The sequence below is a fragment of the Klebsiella sp. CTHL.F3a genome (genome assembly GCF_019890895.1).
GTDB classification, from domain to species: domain Bacteria; phylum Pseudomonadota; class Gammaproteobacteria; order Enterobacterales; family Enterobacteriaceae; genus Klebsiella; species Klebsiella grimontii.
On the sequence record NZ_CP082360.1, the window covers coordinates 2,597,577 to 2,616,390 of the forward strand.

At 50.7% G+C, this 18,814-nt stretch carries 15 protein-coding genes and 1 pseudogene; all 16 read left to right on the forward strand.

The window, feature by feature from the left end; genetic code table 11:
• Positions 1 to 4 precede the first annotated feature (4 nt).
• The 16 genes and pseudogenes from tssK (at position 5) to K7H21_RS12285 (ending at position 18,805) form a co-directional block, all read left to right on the forward strand.
• Positions 5 to 1,345, forward strand: a complete 1,341-nt coding sequence (gene tssK / locus K7H21_RS12215; RefSeq protein WP_223035806.1) for a type VI secretion system baseplate subunit TssK — start codon at positions 5 to 7, stop codon at positions 1,343 to 1,345.
• Positions 1,342 to 2,031 (forward strand): type VI secretion system protein TssL, short form, encoded by a 690-nt coding sequence (tssL, locus tag K7H21_RS12220; protein ID WP_223035807.1) that lies wholly within the window; start codon positions 1,342 to 1,344, stop codon positions 2,029 to 2,031. Before tssK ends, tssL begins: the two co-directional genes overlap by 4 nt.
• Entirely contained in the window at positions 2,028 to 3,734 is a 1,707-nt protein-coding gene (locus K7H21_RS12225) for an OmpA family protein (protein WP_223035808.1), read from the forward strand. The genes tssL and K7H21_RS12225 overlap by 4 nt, the downstream gene beginning before the upstream one ends.
• 4 nt (positions 3,735 to 3,738) lie before the next feature.
• Positions 3,739 to 4,229, forward strand: a pseudogene (gene hcp, locus K7H21_RS12230) (type VI secretion system effector Hcp).
• Positions 4,230 to 4,516: 287 nt separating this feature from the next.
• Entirely contained in the window at positions 4,517 to 7,168 is a 2,652-nt protein-coding gene (gene tssH / locus K7H21_RS12235; protein WP_223035809.1) for a type VI secretion system ATPase TssH, read from the forward strand.
• Positions 7,165 to 9,684, forward strand: a complete 2,520-nt coding sequence (locus tag K7H21_RS12240; RefSeq protein WP_142983072.1) for a type VI secretion system Vgr family protein — start codon at positions 7,165 to 7,167, stop codon at positions 9,682 to 9,684. The genes tssH and K7H21_RS12240 overlap by 4 nt, the downstream gene beginning before the upstream one ends.
• Positions 9,677 to 10,909 carry a hypothetical protein gene (locus tag K7H21_RS12245; protein ID WP_142983071.1) on the forward strand — a complete coding sequence of 411 codons (1,233 nt, stop codon included), beginning with the start codon at positions 9,677 to 9,679 and terminating at the stop codon, positions 10,907 to 10,909. The genes K7H21_RS12240 and K7H21_RS12245 overlap by 8 nt, the downstream gene beginning before the upstream one ends.
• Positions 10,910 to 10,915: 6 nt before the next feature.
• Positions 10,916 to 11,278 (forward strand): hypothetical protein, encoded by a 363-nt coding sequence (locus K7H21_RS12250; protein ID WP_142983070.1) that lies wholly within the window; start codon positions 10,916 to 10,918, stop codon positions 11,276 to 11,278.
• Positions 11,279 to 11,566: 288 nt separating this feature from the next.
• The gene (locus K7H21_RS12255) at positions 11,567 to 11,953 is read left to right on the forward strand and encodes a hypothetical protein (RefSeq protein ID WP_223035810.1); all 387 of its coding nucleotides are present in this window, start codon (positions 11,567 to 11,569) and stop codon (positions 11,951 to 11,953) included.
• A gap of 67 nt (positions 11,954 to 12,020) precedes the next feature.
• Positions 12,021 to 14,720 (forward strand): type VI secretion system Vgr family protein, encoded by a 2,700-nt coding sequence (locus tag K7H21_RS12260; RefSeq protein ID WP_223035811.1) that lies wholly within the window; start codon positions 12,021 to 12,023, stop codon positions 14,718 to 14,720.
• Between the two features lie 2 nt (positions 14,721 to 14,722).
• On the forward strand, positions 14,723 to 15,133 hold the full coding sequence (locus K7H21_RS12265; protein WP_228751073.1) for a DUF4431 domain-containing protein: 411 nt from the start codon (positions 14,723 to 14,725) through the stop codon (positions 15,131 to 15,133).
• A gap of 12 nt (positions 15,134 to 15,145) precedes the next feature.
• Complete coding sequence (locus K7H21_RS28970) at positions 15,146 to 15,541, forward strand: hypothetical protein (protein WP_228751074.1); 396 nt, start codon at positions 15,146 to 15,148, stop codon at positions 15,539 to 15,541.
• Positions 15,538 to 17,067 (forward strand): LysM peptidoglycan-binding domain-containing protein, encoded by a 1,530-nt coding sequence (locus tag K7H21_RS12270; protein ID WP_228751075.1) that lies wholly within the window; start codon positions 15,538 to 15,540, stop codon positions 17,065 to 17,067. Before K7H21_RS28970 ends, K7H21_RS12270 begins: the two co-directional genes overlap by 4 nt.
• Positions 17,064 to 17,585, forward strand: a complete 522-nt coding sequence (locus K7H21_RS12275) for a hypothetical protein (RefSeq protein ID WP_142983065.1) — start codon at positions 17,064 to 17,066, stop codon at positions 17,583 to 17,585. Before K7H21_RS12270 ends, K7H21_RS12275 begins: the two co-directional genes overlap by 4 nt.
• 50 nt (positions 17,586 to 17,635) lie before the next feature.
• A complete protein-coding gene (locus tag K7H21_RS12280; protein WP_142983064.1) occupies positions 17,636 to 18,100 on the forward strand; it encodes a hypothetical protein in 465 nt (154 codons plus the stop codon).
• Between the two features lie 147 nt (positions 18,101 to 18,247).
• Positions 18,248 to 18,805, forward strand: a complete 558-nt coding sequence (locus K7H21_RS12285; RefSeq protein WP_142983063.1) for a M949_RS01915 family surface polysaccharide biosynthesis protein — start codon at positions 18,248 to 18,250, stop codon at positions 18,803 to 18,805.
• Positions 18,806 to 18,814: the final 9 nt, after the last annotated feature.

Sequence of the window (18,814 nt, forward strand, 5' to 3'; positions counted from 1 at the left end):
GCCAATGAAGACGGAACAGCCGTTATGGGGCCGGGGCCAGATGGTCTCTCCCCAGCACTTCCAGCAACAGGCCGCGTATGCGGCCTGGACTGCGGAATGTATTGCCCGATTAGGCCTCAGTCATCCCTGGGGAATAATTGAGGCCACTTTCGAGCCGGAGCCCCTGAAACTGGGCCGCCTGCAGGCCCGCCATATGCACGTCCGCTTCCCTGACGGAACGCTTATCGACACGGATAATGCTGACGATTTGCCACCGGTGCTGGCGCTTGAGGGGGAGTCACAGGAGGTGGTGGTGGTTCTGGCACTTCCGTTGTTGCGGGCGAATGGCGGTAACTGCCTGAAACCCGATGAAGTGGCCGGGCGTCCTGTTCGCTATCGCCAACGCTGGCAGGATGTCCGCAATACCTTCGGGGACGACACCCGTCAGATTGCGGTGATGCGCCCGGAGCTGACGCTGCGTTTCGCCCATCAGAACAACAGCGATTACCTGACCTGTCCGGTCGCGCGCATGCAGCAGGATTCACAGGGTGTGTGGCAACCCGATGAGACGTTTCTCCCTCCGCTCCTGGCCATCCAGGGCAGTCGCTGGCTGGTAACCCAGCTCGAACAGCTGATGAGCCAGCTACGCGTCCGCCTGAGCCGCCTGATGGCAATGCGCCGGGAAAGTAATGAGCGGATGGCCGATTTTGCCGTGGCCGACGTATCCCTGTTCTGGCTGCTTAATGCCCTGAACAGTGCTGAGCCCGTGCTGGGACAGTTTCAGCGCCATCCGCAATGTCCGCCTGAGCGCCTGTATCCTGAGCTGGCACGTCTGGCGGGCAGCCTGCTGACCTTCTCGCTGGCACACCAGGTGAGTGCGATCCCGGTCTGGCAGCATGAGCAGCTGAATAACGTCTTCCCGCCGCTATTTGTTTTGCTGGGTGACCTGCTGGAAGCCAGCCTGCCATCGCGGGTGGTGGCGATTGAGCTTGAGCATGATGCCAGGCTGCACTTCTGGCTGGCCCGTCTACATGACCCACGTCTGCGTGAAGGGGCGGATTATTATCTGTCCGTGCGTTCACCGATGCCGGTGGCCCAGTTGCAGGAGCAGTTCCCGCGCCAGTGCAAGGTTGGCAGTCCCGATCATGTCAGAAGTATCGTCAATTCATCGCGGGTGGGCGTACCGCTGACGCCGCTGCGTCATGTGCCGGCCGCCATTCCACTGCGCCTGGAAAACCAGTACTTCAGCCTTGATGTGTCTCATCCCCTGACCACTGAAATGCTCACGGGAGGGACCTGTATGTTTTACGTCCCGGGGATGCTCGGCGAGCCTGAACTTGAACTCTTTGCGGTACTGAGAACATGAGTGAGCCTAAACGCGGCGCTGCCGCGTCCATTGATATTGACGCCCTGCTGCAGGACACCTGGCTGCAGGTCATCAGCCTGCATCACGGCCCTGTCTTTCAGGAGGGAGAGGGGCATTTACTGTGGGAGCGCTGCATTGCCGATGTGGAGAGCGTGCAGAGTGAGCTGAAAGCGAGCGAACTTGATGAAGCCAGCTGTCAGCACATTCTCACGGCACAGTGTGCGCTGCTCGATGAGGCGGTCAAAGGTCGCGGTGTGGAGGATGATGCCTGTGTGCAGTGGTATGACATTCCCCTGCAGGGGCATTTCCTCGGCACCATGGACGCCGGTGACACGCTGTGCGATCGGATGCGCGATGTTCTGAGAGAAGCTGCTCCTGACCCTGCAGTCGTAACCTGCTTCCAGCGGGTCATGATGCTGGGATTTCTCGGCAGTTTCCGCTCCCTGAACGACCCGGAACGCCAGAAGCTCGTCAGTGCACTCAGTGAACATGTCACGCCGTTCAGCTACCCACAGACCCATTCTGTACTGGCAGAAAGCCTTGCCGGATGGGGAATTGACGGCTGGCTTGCATCATGGCCTGTGCGTCTTGTCCTGAGCGTGGTGGTGGTGGCTGCACTCTGGTGGGGACTGGATCACTGGCTGGATCAGATGCTGCTGACCCTGTTGCCGGGAGCCGTAAAATGAGTCCTGTACAACAGCGCGGACTGGCGCTATGGGCCGCCCTGCTGAGTGCCGTGGTCTGCCTGGGTTTTCTGCCGATCACCCGGCTGGTTGCAGTGCTCGTTCTGCTGGGGATGCTGGGGCTTATCCTGGCGTTCTGGACTGTCGCCAGCCGTCGTGTGCGGCACGATCTTACTCTACTTCTGGATGACCTCCCGGAAGCCACTTACCGACAGCCCGTGGTGCTGGTCTGTGGCGATCTGTCGCGGGGATGTATGCCGCAGTCACCGGTGCTCACTGTCGCGCAGGGATGCTGGATCCGCGTGGAGGATCACCAGAGCCTGGAGCAGGTAGCCCGTCAGGTACTGTGGCTGCGCCCTGACTGGGGACGTCAGCTGTCGGTGATGGTCAGTGTCTGTCCGCAGCAACATCCGGACAGCGAAGCCCTCACCAGTCGCCTGCTTGCCCTGCGCTGGCAAATCAGCCAGCTGCGTAAAGCAACCGGTCATTCTGTGCCGCTGGTGCTGAAGGGGCAGGTTGGCAGCGCGATGATGAATGACATGATCTGGCAGGCCGCGGTCCCGGGAGAAGGGGTGAGAATCTGGCGGGAGTCTTCAGCCCCGGGGTCAGTCGCTGCATGGGTCACCGCCGGCGGAACGCCAGCGATGCAGCCGCAGGTGCTGATGAACTGTCTGATGAACTGGTTCCATCAGCACGTCCAGGCTGTCTTTATGGATAACAATCCCGATATTCCGGTCATCACACCTGCCAAGGTGCTGTGGGGAATGGGGCCGATCCTGGCCGGAAGTCTGGCCACTTCGGCCTGGACGGTGTGGCTTTCCCGTCACACGGCGATGCAGCAGGTGACCGGCTGGCAGCCGGTGGGAACGGACAGTACGGTGATTTCCCAGTTCCCGGATTTTATTCTGCCGCTGCTGCCGGAAGGGCGAGGCCTGACACCGCGTGGGCGAACCTGGCGGTATGCGCACGGGCTCTTCACGCTGGCGGCCATTGCTGCGCTGCTCAGCAGTGGCTGGAACAATCGCCAGCTGCTGCAACGTGTGAGTTTCGATATCGCCCGTTATGACCGTATTTCGATGGATGATTTCGGAGCAAAAGCTGATGCCGTTGCTGTCCTGCGTGACGATGCGGCAGAGCTGGATGGTCTGGCGCGCAATGGCGTACCGGTCCGGATGAGCCTCGGTCTGTATCAGGGGGCGCGTCTGCGCATGCCGGTACTGGATGCGATCCGCTCGTATGTGCCCCCGCCACCGCCCCCGAAACTGCAGCCGAATCCGGTACCGAAAATTGTGCGCCTCGACAGCATGTCGCTGTTCGACACCGGCAGATACGACCTTAAACCGGGTTCGACGAAGCTGCTGGTGAACTCCCTGGTTGGCATCAAGGCGAAGCCGGGCTGGCTAATCGTGGTGGCGGGTCACACCGACAGTACCGGCGATGAACAGGCCAACCAGGCGCTGTCGCTGAAGCGTGCGGAGTCCGTCCGCAACTGGATGCGTGACACCGGCGATGTGCCGGAAAGCTGTTTTGCGGTGCAGGGCTATGGTGAAAGCCGCCCTGTCGCCTCTAACGACACGATTCAGGGGCGTGCCCTTAACCGCCGTGTCGAAATCAGTCTGGTACCGCAGGCCAATGCCTGTCAGATACCGGGCCACACCCAGGCGTCATCGCAGGATGATGGCGCATCACAACACAATGGAGAGTAATTCCATGGCAATTCCTGTTTATCTTTGGCTGAAAGACGACGGCGGCGCGGACATTAAAGGTTCTGTGGACGTTCAGGATCGTGAAGGCAGCATCGAAGTTGTCGCTCAGGAGCATAACTGTACATCCCGACTGACAACAACACCGGCAAGCTGACCGGTACCCGTATCCACACCCCGTTCCTGTTCACCAAGGAAATCGACTCGTCCAGCCCGTACCTGTACAAGGCTGTGACCACCGGTCAGACCCTCAAGTCTGCGGAATTCAAGTGGTACAAAATCAACGACGCGGGCCAGGAAGTGGAGTACTTCAACACCAAACTGGAAAACGTGAAAGTGGTGAAAGTGAATCCTGAAATGTATGACATCAAGGATCCTTCTAAAGAGAAGCATAACCACCTTGAGCGCATTGAACTGCGTTACGAAAAAATCACCTGGACCTACAAGGACGGCAACATCATTCATTCCGATAGCTGGAACGAACGCGCCACCGCGTAATTGCCCGTCATACTTCGCGCCGCAGGTGCGTTGGCTACGTCCGCTCACCCCGGTTGCATAGTTATCTATGCTCCCGGGGATTCACGAACTTGCCGCCTGCCTGCAACACGAATTATTTAGGGCAACCGTCTGATGCGGGCAGGGCTTTCCTGTCCGCAGTTTTTTGCTGAGCGCCTGAGACGCGGGCGCTCAGCAAAGAAAAACACATTCTGCCTGCCTGACCTTATGCGCTTTGGTGAACAGCGAGGGGCGGTAGCGTGTCCAGGAACCGACAAAGAGAGAATCTCATGGAAAATCCAGCCATCCTGTTACGTCGTCTGAACCCTTACTGCGCCCGCGCGATGGAAGGGGCGGCTTCGCTCTGCCAGACCCGTGCCCATGCGGAAATTTTGCCGGAGCACTGGCTGCTGAAGCTGCTCGAACAGGGGGAAGGTGACCTGACAGTGCTGGCACGCCGCTACGAGTGGGATATGGATGCACTGTGGCAGGATTTGCTCGGCTGGCTGGATAATCAACCGCGTTCGGTACGCCGCCGCCCGCAGCTGTCCGCAGATATTCAGAAACTGATGCAGGAAGCCTGGATGCAGGCCTCACTAGCCGGAGAGGAAAGTATCCGTAGTGTGCACCTGCTGATGGCGCTGACGGAAAACCCACGGCTTGCTCACTGCGACGGTCTGTGGCCACTGCTGACGCTCGGGATGAGCCAACTCTCCCGCCTGCGTCCGCTGCTGGATGCACAATCTGATGAACGCCCGGAGCTGCAGTTTGAGGCTGAACTGGCCCAGGAGCATGGCAGTGACGTGGAGTTTGTGGGCCGCCCGGTCGGTGCAGAGCTGAAAGAAGGCGAACTGAACCCGGCGCTGCAGAACGCGCTGGATAAATTCACCCTTGATGTTACCGCCAAAGCGAAAGAGGGCAAAATCGACCCGGTATTCGGGCGCGACACTGAGATCCGCCAGATGGTCGATATTCTCTCGCGCCGCCGTAAAAATAACCCGATTCTGGTCGGCGAACCGGGTGTCGGCAAAACCGCGCTGGTTGAAGGTCTGGCGCTGCGTATAGCAGAGGGCAACGTCCCGGAATCGCTCAAGCCGGTCATCCTGCGTACCCTTGACCTCGGCCTGTTGCAGGCGGGCGCAGGTGTGAAAGGCGAGTTCGAACAGCGCCTGAAAAACGTTATCGATGCCGTGCAGCAGTCACCGGTACCGATTTTGCTGTTTATCGACGAAGCCCACACCATTATCGGTGCAGGTAACCAGGCTGGTGGCGCAGATGCGGCCAATCTGCTGAAACCGGCACTGGCGCGCGGCGAACTGCGTACCATCGCCGCGACCACCTGGAGCGAGTACAAACAGTACTTCGAGCGCGATGCCGCGCTGGAACGTCGCTTCCAGATGGTGAAGGTCGACGAGCCGGACGACGACACCGCCTGTCTGATGCTGCGTGGCCTCAAATCCCGCTATGCCGAACACCACAACGTACATATCACCGATGATGCGGTACGTGCTGCCGTCACGCTGTCCCGCCGCTATCTGACCGGGCGCCAGCTGCCGGACAAGGCCGTTGACCTGCTGGATACCGCCGCGGCACGTGTGCGCATGAGCCTTGATACCGTGCCGGAACAGATCGTGCGCCTGAAAGCACAATTGACCGCGCTGGAACTGGAAGAACAGGCACTGCTGGAAGATATCGCCGCCGGCAGCAACCGCCATGGTGACCGCCTGGGTGCCATTGAGCAGCAGCGGACTGAACTGGAAGCGCGTATTGCGGAGCAGGAATCGCGTTTCAGCACTGAAAAGGCGCTGGCGCAGCAGCTGATAACCAGCCGCCAGGACATCAGCCAGCAGGCGGAGATTTCCGACCTGCAGCAGCTCGAACAGGCACAACAGGGCGACGTGCTGGTTCAGGTGGATGTGGACACCCGCACGGTTGCCAACGTGATTGCCGACTGGACCGGCGTGCCGCTCTCATCCCTGATGAAAGACGAACAGACCGAACTGCTGACCCTGGAAAATGAAATCGGCCAGCGTGTCGTCGGTCAGGATGTTTCTCTTGAGGCTATCGCCCAGCGCCTGCGCGCGGCCAAAACCGGGCTGACGTCCGAGAACGGCCCGCAGGGTGTGTTCCTGCTGGTCGGCCCGAGCGGCGTCGGTAAGACCGAAACCGCACTGGCGCTGGCGGACGTGCTGTATGGCGGTGAAAAATCGCTGATTACCATCAACCTGTCCGAGTACCAGGAGCCGCACACTGTTTCCCAGCTCAAAGGTTCCCCGCCGGGCTACGTCGGCTACGGTCAGGGCGGTATTCTCACCGAAGCAGTGCGCAAGCGCCCGTACAGCGTGGTGCTGCTGGATGAAGTGGAGAAAGCTCACCGCGACGTGATGAACCTGTTCTATCAGGTCTTTGACCGCGGCTTTATGCGCGACGGCGAAGGGCGTGAAATTGACTTCCGTAACACCGTTATTCTAATGACCTCGAACCTCGGCAGCGACCACCTGATGCAGTTGCTTGATGAGCAGCCGGAAGCCACCGAGGCAGATCTGCACGAACTGCTGCGTCCGATATTGCGTGACCACTTCCAGCCGGCGCTGCTGGCCCGCTTCCAGACCGTAATTTACCGCCCACTGGCAGAAGCAGCCATGCGTACCATCGTGGAGATGAAACTCGCGCAGGTCAGCAAGCGCTTACATTGCCACTACGGCCTGAGCACGCACATTGATGAAAACCTGTATGACGCGCTGACTGTCGCCTGCCTGCTGCCGGACACCGGTGCACGTAACGTCGACAGTCTGCTCAATCAACAAATTCTGCCGGTGCTGAGTCAACAGCTGCTGACCCACATGGCTGCGAAACAGAAACCACAGTCGCTATGCCTTAGCTGGAGTGAGGAAGAGGGTATCGGGCTGGAGTTTGACCGTACACAAGGAGTGCATGCATGAGCAACAATCCCCCGATCAGATTCAGCCACAACCATCACCAGTTGGCAGTGAAGGGATGTGACGCAGAGCTCGATGTACTGGCGTTTGAAGGCGATGAAGCCCTGAGCACGCCATTCAGCTATCATATTGAATTCACCAGCGCTGACCATGCCATCAGCAAAGAAATGATGCTGATGAAAGCAGCCTCCCTGACGCTGCAGGCCCCGGTGGACCAGGGTTACGGCATCAAAATGCAGCAGGCCGTGCGAACTCTTCAGGGAGTGGTGAGCGGCTTTGAACGTCTCAACACCTCAAAAGATGAAACCCATTATGCCCTTACGCTGCAGCCACGCCTGGCGCTGCTCGATCGTTCGCACCAGAACGCCATTTATCAGGACATGTCGGTCCCACAAATCGTGGAAAAAATCCTGCGCGAGCGTCACAACATGCGCGGCCAGGATTTTCTGTTCTCACTCTCAAAAGAGTACCCGCGTCGTGAACAGGTGATGCAGTACGGCGAGGATGACCTGCACTTTATTACCCGCCTGCTGGGTGAGGTCGGTATCTGGTTCCGCTTTACCACTGATACGCGCCTGAACATCGACGTGGTGGAGTTTTACGACGGTCAGCAGGGGTATGAAAAAGGCCTGACGCTGCCCTCTGTTCCGCCATCAGGACAGCATTCGGAAGGGGTAGACTCGGTCTGGGGCATGGAGAGCCATCATTACGTGGTGCAGAAGCAGGTCAGCACCCGTGATTACAACTACCGTCAGGCCACGGATGACATGAACACCCAGGTCGATGCGACTCGCGGGGATGCCACCACCTATGGTGATGCCTATCACTATGCGGATAACTATCTGGCAGCGGGAAGTCAACATGACCGTAATCCGGCCCCGGAGTCCGGAGCCTTTTTTGCCCGCATTCGTCATGAGCGTTATCTGAATGGCCAGACGCAGACCCGCGCCATCACCAGCTGCCCGACCCTCTTTCCGGGTCAGGTACTGAAAGTCACCGGCGGGTACGAAGTGGCAGACGTGTTCGCACAGGGCGTGGTCGTCACGGCGATGCACAGCCATGCGCGCCGTGATGAAGATTTTGGCGTCAACTTCGACGGCATCCCGGACAGCACTGATTTTAGTTTCCGCCCTGAGCCTGGCTCACGTCCGGTGATGGCTGGCACATTGCCGGCACGCGTCACGAGCACCACCGAGAACGATACCTACGGTCACATCGATAAAGACGGCCGCTATCGCGTCAACATGCTGTTTGACCGTGATAACTGGGAAACCGGGTTCGAGAGCCTGTGGGTGCGCCAGTCACGCCCGTATGCCGGTGACACCTACGGCCTGCATCTGCCGCTGCTGGCAGGCACCGAAGTGGCGATTGGTTTTGAGGACGGTAACCCGGACAGACCGTACATTTCAGGCGTGCTGCATGACTCAGCGCACGGTGACCATGTCACTATCCGAAACTACAAACGTAACGTTCTGCGCACCCCAGCGAACAACAAAATCCGCCTTGATGACAGCCGCGACCAGGAGCATATCAAGGTCTCCACGGAGTACGGCGGCAAGAGTCAGCTGAATCTCGGACATTTAGTGGATGCTGAGAAGCAAAAGCGCGGTGAGGGTTTTGAGCTCAGAACCGACAGCTGGGGAGCCATCCGGGCACAGAAAGGGATGTTCATCAGCGCTGATGGCCAGACGAAAGCACAGGGTCAGGTGCTGGAGATGCAGCCAGCGGTCAGCAATCTGGGTGATGCCCGGGAGCAGATGACGTCTATCTCCGATGATGCGCAGAAGGCAACCGCGAACCCGGCCGATCTCCAGGCGCAAATCAAACTGCTGGAACAGCAGCTGACAGACCTCAAAAAATCAGTGCTGCTGCTCAGTGCACCGGATGGAATGGCGCTGACCAGCGGACAACATCTGCAGGTATCAGCTGGCCAGAACCTGATAGCCTCTGCCGGTAAAAATGCCGACGTCAGCGTGGTGAAAAATCTGTTTATCGGGGTGGGTAATGCCCTGAGCGTTTTTGTGCGTAAGCTGGGCATAAAGCTGATAGCAAACCAGGGACCGGTACAGATACAGGCCCAGAACGATCTGATGGCATTGCTGGCACGAAAAGAAATCAGCATCGTCAGCACGGAAGATGAAATCAAAATCATCGCGAAGAAGAAGCTAACGGTAAACGGCGGGGGGAGTTACATCACTCTGGATGTCAATGCTATTGAATCAGCCACTATGGGAGATTTCAGGACAAGAGCAGGGCATTACGCGAGACAGACGAGAGCGCAGCATAAGCCTGATATTTCACCTTTAGCCAATGCTATAGATGATGGCAGCCATAATATTCGTTATTTGTGTGTAGATGATAATGGGGTACCGATGCTTAATACCCCATACAAGGCATTTCTGGCTGATGGTTCAGTAATAGAGGGTGTTAGTGATGGTGAGGGGTATACGAAGTTGTTTACGTCCGCACAGACTCAGGATGTTCTGCTACATATGATGCCGGAGGCTATTAATGCCTAAGTATAATATTTATACAAAAATTGAATCGAATGTTTCAGCAGTCGACCTTTTTTATGATCTCAATGTGTATAGAACTGATGCCAATAATAATAAACATATGCTACTGTCAGTGGCGCAACAACCAGTAACCCCAAATTATCAAACGCAGTCCCATGAAACGAATGAAACTGAGGATGATCTGTCTGTAATCTACATTATGGAAATGAACTTGTATCGCAAGCACGGCGGTAAGTTGGTTTCTGTGCTTTCATCACCTGCGAAAAAAATGTACACACTTAGTGAAATGGCATCAGGGCAAGCGTACTCTAAAAATAAACGCGAAAACGTCTGCTATTTTGAGACTAAAGCGCAGACAAAACCGGTGAATGATAAGGGTGAGGATAACATACATAATGTGCAAATCACTTGTATGCCAAGGTTTTTTGTCGCTCTGGAGCATCCAATAGGAGATCCATTAGACCCTTTTACGAAAAATAGTATAAAAAGTGAACTTGATGCGAGAAAAGCTGCTTCCCTGTTAGGTCCAGAAGGGGAGTATTATCCAAACCAGTATTATTCGATGCTATGTGGCCCTGCAGCATTTTATTATTGTTTAATGATGGATCGATATGATGTTTATGAGCAACTGGTTTGGGAACTATGGAATCATGGCAAAGCAACGCTGGGATCTTTTTTACTTCAGCCAAGCACTAGCACGATGAAAGTGAATGATTTATTTTCAGGGGCGAGTCATCCTCGAGTTTCTGCAATTGATTGGATTACTATGGCCAGCTTGCGTGATTCATCTAATAATTTGTTAAAATATGAATCAGTTGGAGATAAGGTATCTGCAATTACCTTGTGGGGAGATATTGAGAAATGGATGCTGAATGCAGGTGCGCAGAAGATATTTAGTAATATAAGTTGGTATCATAGCAGCTTAATCGATATTTGTAAATTAAACTCATTAATGTGTAATGATGTCCATATCTTTAGTTTGATATCTGCTGGCATGCTCCAACAAGGCGCAGATGTTCCATTCAAAGATCACTGGATTGTTTGGGATGGAAAGTTAAAATTAGTGAACGGGGGTAGTATCACTAACGAAACGAGTTTAGAAGAGCTTGTCTCGCTGAGACTTTTTTCATGGGGTGAAGTTAAAGATAACTCGCTTCGAGTATCATTAACATTAGGTGAATTTCTAAGCCATACTTTTGGGGGGATGGTATTTACAAAAATACCATGATTAAAAATGAATCACTATCTAACAGCTTTTGTAATTTCTTTGTTTCTGACTGGATGTGGCAATCACCTTGTATTTGAGCCCAATAAGTTACCAGATGGATATATAGATCAGGAATATTATGTTCCAATCACCATCTCTGGAGGTACAGGACCAGTTGTTGATCTGAGTTATGAAATTCACCCATCAAATTCTGGACTGAGACTAGTGTTCGCTGAAAAAAAATATTACACAAAATATATAAATAATAATTTTACTATAGAAGGTAAGCCTCAGTTACAAGGGATTGTAACAATTAGTATTAGGGGCGGGATTGTTGCTAGTGCGGGGCAATATTTTGAAAAACAATATGAGATTAATGTTCAGAAATAAACAAATAATAAAATTTTGGTTTGAATGCTAAGCAATTTTAACGAGTCATATATTTTATCTTCATGAGCGTTAAAAGAACATTGAGAAAAAGATGATTCGTTGCCAAAGAATTACTGGGAAGTCTAAGGTAAAACTTTATGGGTGATGCAGAAATATCGATAGTGATGCTCCAACTGAGTTGAAGCTTTCCTCCTGGGAAAGAGTTGATTGGTAAATAAAAATAATATCAGTCTCAACTACTTTGCTAGGCATTTTTTTTGAGGTGTGGTATTCAAACCATTGAGCTAAATGAAATATTTAATTTATGTTTTAATTCTTATTGTGTCTGGCTGCACCGGTACTCACCCAACAGTCCTTCCTGAAAAAAATGTTCTTAAGGTTGCAACAGTTAATCACAAGTACCAGGATATCATTGAAATAAAAGGTGGAGCTGTTAATGAATCCAGCGTATCGGTAAGTATAACCCCGAACGATTCAGGGTTGGTATGGAATCCGGAGGGCGTAAAATACACTTTTGGTGGAGAAGATGGAATAAACAAAGATTACCATCGCATTATCATATCTGGTATCCCGAAAAAATCAGGTGATTATAGCGTAACTGTTTCTGGGTTTACTCTTGGCACAATGCATTCCGGTAAAGACTTTTATAAAAAATATACAATAAAGATCAAGTAGTAACTAACTACTTAATGCATGTCTGGTCTTTCAGAACATAATTTCTCTGCCGATATGAAGGAATACAATGAGCAACAATCTTCCTATAAGATTCAGCCACAGCCACCACCTGCTTTCGGTGAAGGGCTGTGACGCAGAGTCCGATGTGCTGGCGTTTGAAGGTGATGAGGCCCTGAGCACACCGTTCCGCTACCGTATTGAGTTCACCAGCGGTAACCACGCCATCAGCAGGGAGATGATGCTGATGAAGCCCGGCTCCCTGACGCTGCAGGCCCCGGTTGATCAGGGCTACGGTATCAAGGCTCAGCGGCCGGTGCGGGTGATTCAGGGGGTGGTGACGGGCTTTGAGCGCCTGGGCACGTCAAAAGACGAAACGCATTACGCTCTGGTCCTCCAGCCACGCCTGGCGCTGCTCGACCGTTCGCACCAGAACGCGATTTACCAGGACCTGTCGGTCCCGCAGATTGTGGAAAAAATCCTGCGCGAGCGCCACGGCATGCGCGGCCAGGATTTTCTGTTCTCACTCTCAAAAGAGTACCCGCGTCGTGAACAGGTGATGCAGTACGGCGAGGATGACCTGCACTTTATTACCCGCCTGCTGGGTGAGGTCGGTATCTGGTTCCGCTTTACCACTGATACGCGCCTGAACATCGATGTTGTGGAGTTTTATGACGGTCAGCAGGGGTATGAAAAAGGCCTGACGCTGCCATCGGTTCCGCCATCAGGACAGCATTCGGAAGGGGTGGACTCGGTCTGGGGGATGGAGAGCCATCATAACGTGGTGCAGAAGCAGGTCAGCACCCGTGATTACAACTATCGTCAGGCCACTGAGGACATGAACACCCAGGTCGATGCGACCCGGGGCGATGCCACCACCTACGGTGATGCCTATCACTATGCGGATAATTATCTGACAGCGGGAAGTCAACATGACCGTAATCCGGCCCCGGAGTCCGGAGCCTTTTTTGCCCGCATTCGTCATGAGCGTTATCTGAATGGCCAGACGCAGACCCGCGCCATCACCAGCTGCCCGACCCTCTCTCCGGGTCAGGTACTGAAAGTCACCGGTGGGTACGAAGTGGCGGAGGTGTTTGCTCAGGGCGTGGTCATCACGGCGATGCACAGCCATGCGTGCCGTGATGAAGACTTTGGCGTCAACTTCGACGGCATCCCGGACAGCACTGATTTTAGTTTCCGTCCTGAGCCTGGCTCACGTCCGGTGATGGCCGGTACATTGCCGGCACGTGTCACGAGCACCACCGAGAATGACACCTATGGCCACATTGATAAAGACGGCCGCTATCGCGTCAACATGCTGTTTGACCGTGATAACTGGGAAACCGGGTTTGAGAGCCTGTGGGTGCGCCAGTCACGCCCGTATGCCGGTGACACCTACGGTCTGCACCTGCCGCTGCTGGCGGGTACCGAGGTTGCGATTGGCTTTGAAGACGGTAACCCGGACAGACCGTACATTTCAGGGGTGCTGCACGACTCGGCCCACGGCGACCACGTCACCATCCGTAACTACAAGCGCAATGTCCTTCGCACCCCAGCGAACAACAAAATCCGCCTGGATGATGAGCGCGGAAAAGAGCATATCAAGGTCAGCACCGAGTACGGCGGCAAGAGTCAGCTGAGTCTCGGACATTTAGTGGATGCGGAGAAGCAGAAGCGCGGTGAGGGTTTTGAGCTCAGAACCGACAGCTGGGGAGCCATCCGGGCACAGAAAGGGATGTTCATCAGCGCTGATGGCCAGACGAAAGCACAGGGTCAGGTGCTGGAGATGGAGCCAGTGGTCAGCAATCTGGGTGATGCCCGGGAGCAGATGACCTCCATCTCCGATGATGCGCAGAAGGCGACCGCGAACCCGGCCGATCTCCAGGCGCAAATCAAACTGCTGGAACAGCAGCTGACAGACCTCAAAAAATCAGTGCTGCTGCTCAGCGCACCGGATGGAATGGCACTAACCAGCGGACAACATCTGCAGGTATCTGCCGGGCAGAACCTGATAGCTACGGCCGGTAAAAATGCCGACGTCAGCGTGGTGAAAAATCTGTTCGTCGGGGTGGGTAATGCCCTGAGCGTGTTTGTTCGTAAGCTGGGTATTAAGCTCATCGCGAACCAGGGGCCGGTGCAAGTACAGGCGCAGAACGACCTGATGGCGCTGCTGGCCCGCAAGGAAATCAGCATTGTCAGCACGGAGGATGAAATCAAAATCATCGCGAAGAAGAAGCTGACTCTGAATGGTGGTGGGAGCTATATCAGGATTGATGCAAGTGCGATTGAATCTGCTACTGCAGGTGAATATCGTACGAAAGCAGGACATTATGGGCGTAAGGCAAGCGCATCAGAAAAGGTCACGCTGCCTGTCTTTCCTGTAATGGAACCTGGCGAACAGAGCTTACGTTTTGCTTTCCCTGGTGCCGATAGTGCCAGCCAAAGTATGGACTGGATGGCAAATCAGCCATACAACATTACTGACAGCAATGGGAAAATCCTGTCGACCGGCACGGTAGACAGTTCAGGTCGCTTCCCGAAAATAGTGCTTCCTGAAAGCGATACATTAAATTTAATCATAGGGCGAGAGACCTGGAGTAAAGAGGAGCTTTCTGTTTCATCAACTGAAGACGACAGTATGGAAGATTTTGAGGATGAAGCACCTGATGCCGATCTTTATTTAAGTGAAATGGATTCTGAAGATGATAGAAAATCAGCATTGACTGAATCAATGATTGCAACTTTATTAAATCTAACAAAGGTTAGTTGATAATGTTAAATATGCTTATGAAACTTACGTTGAGTGTGGCTATCTTATTTTATAACTTCGGTGTATATGCTGCATGCCTGAAAGAGGGCGATAAAATTGTACTCACAGGAGTAATGAAAGAAGAATTATTTTACGGCCCCCCAAATTGGGGGGAAGATAGGGAGCATGACGAAAAATTACTCTACTGGATCCTGCATTTAAATAGTCCGCTAAAGTGCGTGGTTGATGCTAATACTGAGCCAAAAGGTTGGGATAGCAATGTTCAGCTCATTGTTAGCGGTGACGATTATAAAACTAAACGCAATTTACTTAATCACCATGTCACTGTAGATGGAAAAATTATGCTTGCTGTCACAGGTTATCATATGACTTCAGTTTTATCAAACGACACCAGCTTTAAATCAACAGAATAAAAAGGATGTTGTATGAGATTTATAAAAGCGACATACCATCTTGAAACCAAGACGGTTGAGTACGAAGCTGGTGATGGGACTCGTTTGCTTAAAACTGCAGGGACATTAAACTGGAGATTTAACAATCCCGGGAATATTATGGCATTGCCTGATGCAAGTAAGCAAAAAGGGCGAATAGGTGCCGGGACTGTATATAATCCGAAGAAAAATACATTTGCGATTTTTTCCAGCATTGAAGCTGGGGAGCGTGAAAAATGTGCATTGTTGAAGCGAAAATATCGAAATAACACCATCTCTGAGATGATGTCGCAGTATGCTCCTGAAACCGCAGGCAATGATCCCGTAGCTTATTCCAACTTTATAAGTTCAGAGAGTGGCGTTGCAAACGAAAAAAAATATCTGACTTGAATGATAATGAATTCGGGAAAGTAGTGGATGCAATCAGTAAAAAAGAAGGTGGCCTGAGGGCGGGTACTGAAAAATGGGTGTATGTGACAAACTTGACGGTTTCAGATGGATCCCGACCTGTCGCTGATGTGCCATTTAAGGTGACACTAGGAAGCACTAGCTACGAGTGGAAAACAGATGCTTATGGCAAGCTCAAGACAATCATCCATACGAAACAAGGAATGGCTATTGTCGTCAAATATACTAATTCTGCTGGAAAAGAAGATGTTGTTTATTCAGCAGTCGCTGGGGATGAAACGAAGAATATACTGCTCACGCGAAATTTTTCTCAATTCTCTGCAAAAACACTTGCCGAGAACCCCAAAGTTCCACGTGAGAAGAGCGCTCAGAAGCCGATAGAGTATATTGTCATGTCAGGAGACTCTCTATCGAAAATTGCTGAACGTTATAAGACAAGCACTGATGAAATTGCCAAAAACAATAATATAAAAGATGTAAGTAAGATCTTCCCCGGTCAACACTTGACGATTTATGGTGTCAATACTAATGGTTCTTCAACATATATAGTTGCACCGGGTGATACTCTTCAGAAGATTGCAGCACAAAATGGCACAACTGTTGATGAACTAGCTCGTCGGAACAATATCGCAGATCTAAACAAAATCTATCTAGGCCAGTCGATATTGATTTCAAATGATGCAAACTATTCAAAAGGTAGTAGCCCTGTCTCAGCCGCTGACAAACATGCACCCAAACCTCAGCCCCCAGTTAGTGGAACTTCATCCAATGTGCAATCGGTCAATTTAGATAAAAAAACTTTGGAATCAGTTGGATCTAAAAAATCGGATAAACCGATAGCATTGCTTCCCCATGATCAGAGAGAGGCACCATGGATGGCGATTGCAATCCGAGAGGTTACAGAATGGCATGGAACAGGAGAGAAGAAAATCACTGATAATTATCATAATCTTACGGGTTCTAAAGCGTCATTGGGTAATACGGCATGGTGTGCTTCGTTTGCTAATTATTGCTTGAAAGAAACAGGGTATGACTACTCCAGGAGTTTTACAAAGTCTTCTCAATTTCCGGTTTATGATAAAACTAAGTTTATCGAGATAAAAAATCCTGTATATGGTGCATTGATGGTCTTTCGTACTTATGTCGAATCAAGTGATGAATTTACAGGTAATGGGCATGTAACATTTGTGTATGGAAAAACGAGTAACGGTGATATTGCTGGGTTAGGCGGAAATCAAGGAGGTAAAGCATATGGTGGAGGTACTATCAAGTTATCGATGTATAGTACCACGAAACCAACATCTAGATTCAGAATGACTGTTAGAAAAAAAGCGGAAACTCCTGTGTATCAAAAATTTTATAAATATTATATACCTGTCGCGTATAAAGAATATTATTCAAAAATTTCAGCGGAGTTACCTATAGTTGATGTTGACGATGTGAACAATAATTTATTCGGGTTTGATAGCAAAACTAAATCTGTGAAAGATGAAGGTGGCGGTCGATGAAAAATTTTATAGCTATAATTATGTTACTGTTGTTGTCATTGAGAGTGATGGCAGGTGATCCCGGAGGAATATCCTTACTTGTAAAGGCATTGCCTTCTGCAAGTGCTTATAAATATGTCCTTGATGGCTTTTTTAGAAATTATTACGGTGTGGACAATCCTCACACTCCTTCGTGCGATCAAAATGATTATACCCCTTATATTGACAACGTATATTTGAACACGCTCCCAAAAGGTATTGACGACAATATACTAATAAAATCCATAACAGACTTATCAACCAGAACTCAGATTGCCAAAATATTATCATCTTACTCTGATGATCAAGTTTCTGGATTTGATGGAGTTCTTTTTTATGCAGTGAAAGATAATAAGTTATTTATTTATACGTTCGACTCAAAGGCCCCTGGGCATATCTTTACGAATGAGTTGAATGTTGATGAAATTATCAACTATAAGCTTTTGGGAAGGTTCATTTGCCAGTCTATAAGATCAAAGATACTCCCTTCCAGTCCTTAATGATATTGAGGTCAGTACCTTTGTTTAGATACTTTTCATTAATCATATGTATGCTGTGTTTTTCAAGTGCCATTGCTGGGGAAAGAGGATATTACCTGTTTGTAAGCGGCAATAAGGATGGGAAGGAATTGTACCAAAGCTATAGGGGCGAAAATAAGACATACGAAGAAAATCAATCGTGTTGGCAGAAAAGATCTGGGTCAGAGATCTCCATCTCTTATGTTAAAACTGTTCCTGCAGGTATTACACCTCAATTAATTGATAGTGCTATGAATGGTAAAAGCTCAAGCCTCAATATTTTAAGATACAAACTTTCATCATTTCATGATGACCAGATAGCACATGGGTTTGATGCAATGATAAATATAGAAAAGCATAATGATAATGCGATTTTAACCTTAGTACCACTTGAGGGTAAAATAGTGACTGAGAAAGTGATTTCAAGTGATTTTCAGTCATTGGACTTAGGGTTGTGCAAGGTCCTGTTTGCCGTTGATAATTATTTTGCTCCATGATTTCATGGATGGTATGCATCGAGAGCATGGGGTTTCTTGTGCTGAATATATGAAGCCTTTGTCGAGGAATTGAAGATGTATATATTTTGAGCAAATAATGTGTGGCTCATTCAGGTGAGTATTTTTATTTGAAGAAGGATGCTGTAAATGAAACTTTATTCAGAACCTAAGCTGATTTTTAGGTTGGCATGCATATTGATGATTTTTTCGGTTAATCCTACTTGTGCTAAAGAAATTATCTTCAATACAACGTGGATAGATAATTCTGGCGAACATAAGTTGGTGATGGAGAAGGAAGTCAATAAAGATAATACTGGAGAGCATTTATCTGTAAAACAGATGACGAAGGGAAAGGATGATTGGATTCTAAATGATTATGTTAATGACTGTGAAGTGGATATTAATCTGAATTTGATAAAAGAATCAATTGAAGTAAACAATAGTTTTGCCGATGGCGAAGGTACTGTTTTATTTGCTTATAAAATTGGATGTATTGGTGGGATAGACCCAGTTACTGTAAAGTATTTCGCGTATAAAAATGGAGTAAAATATTCACTACGAGGGGAAGAGCATATCATAGTAGAAAACGGTGGGTATGGTGGAGAAAGCCCTCCGGTTCCAGATTATAATCTAAAAAACGATAAGCCACTGCTAAATTACATGCTGAAGAAATGGAAGTCTATCTCAACGACAAAAATAAATTAACGTCTTTAT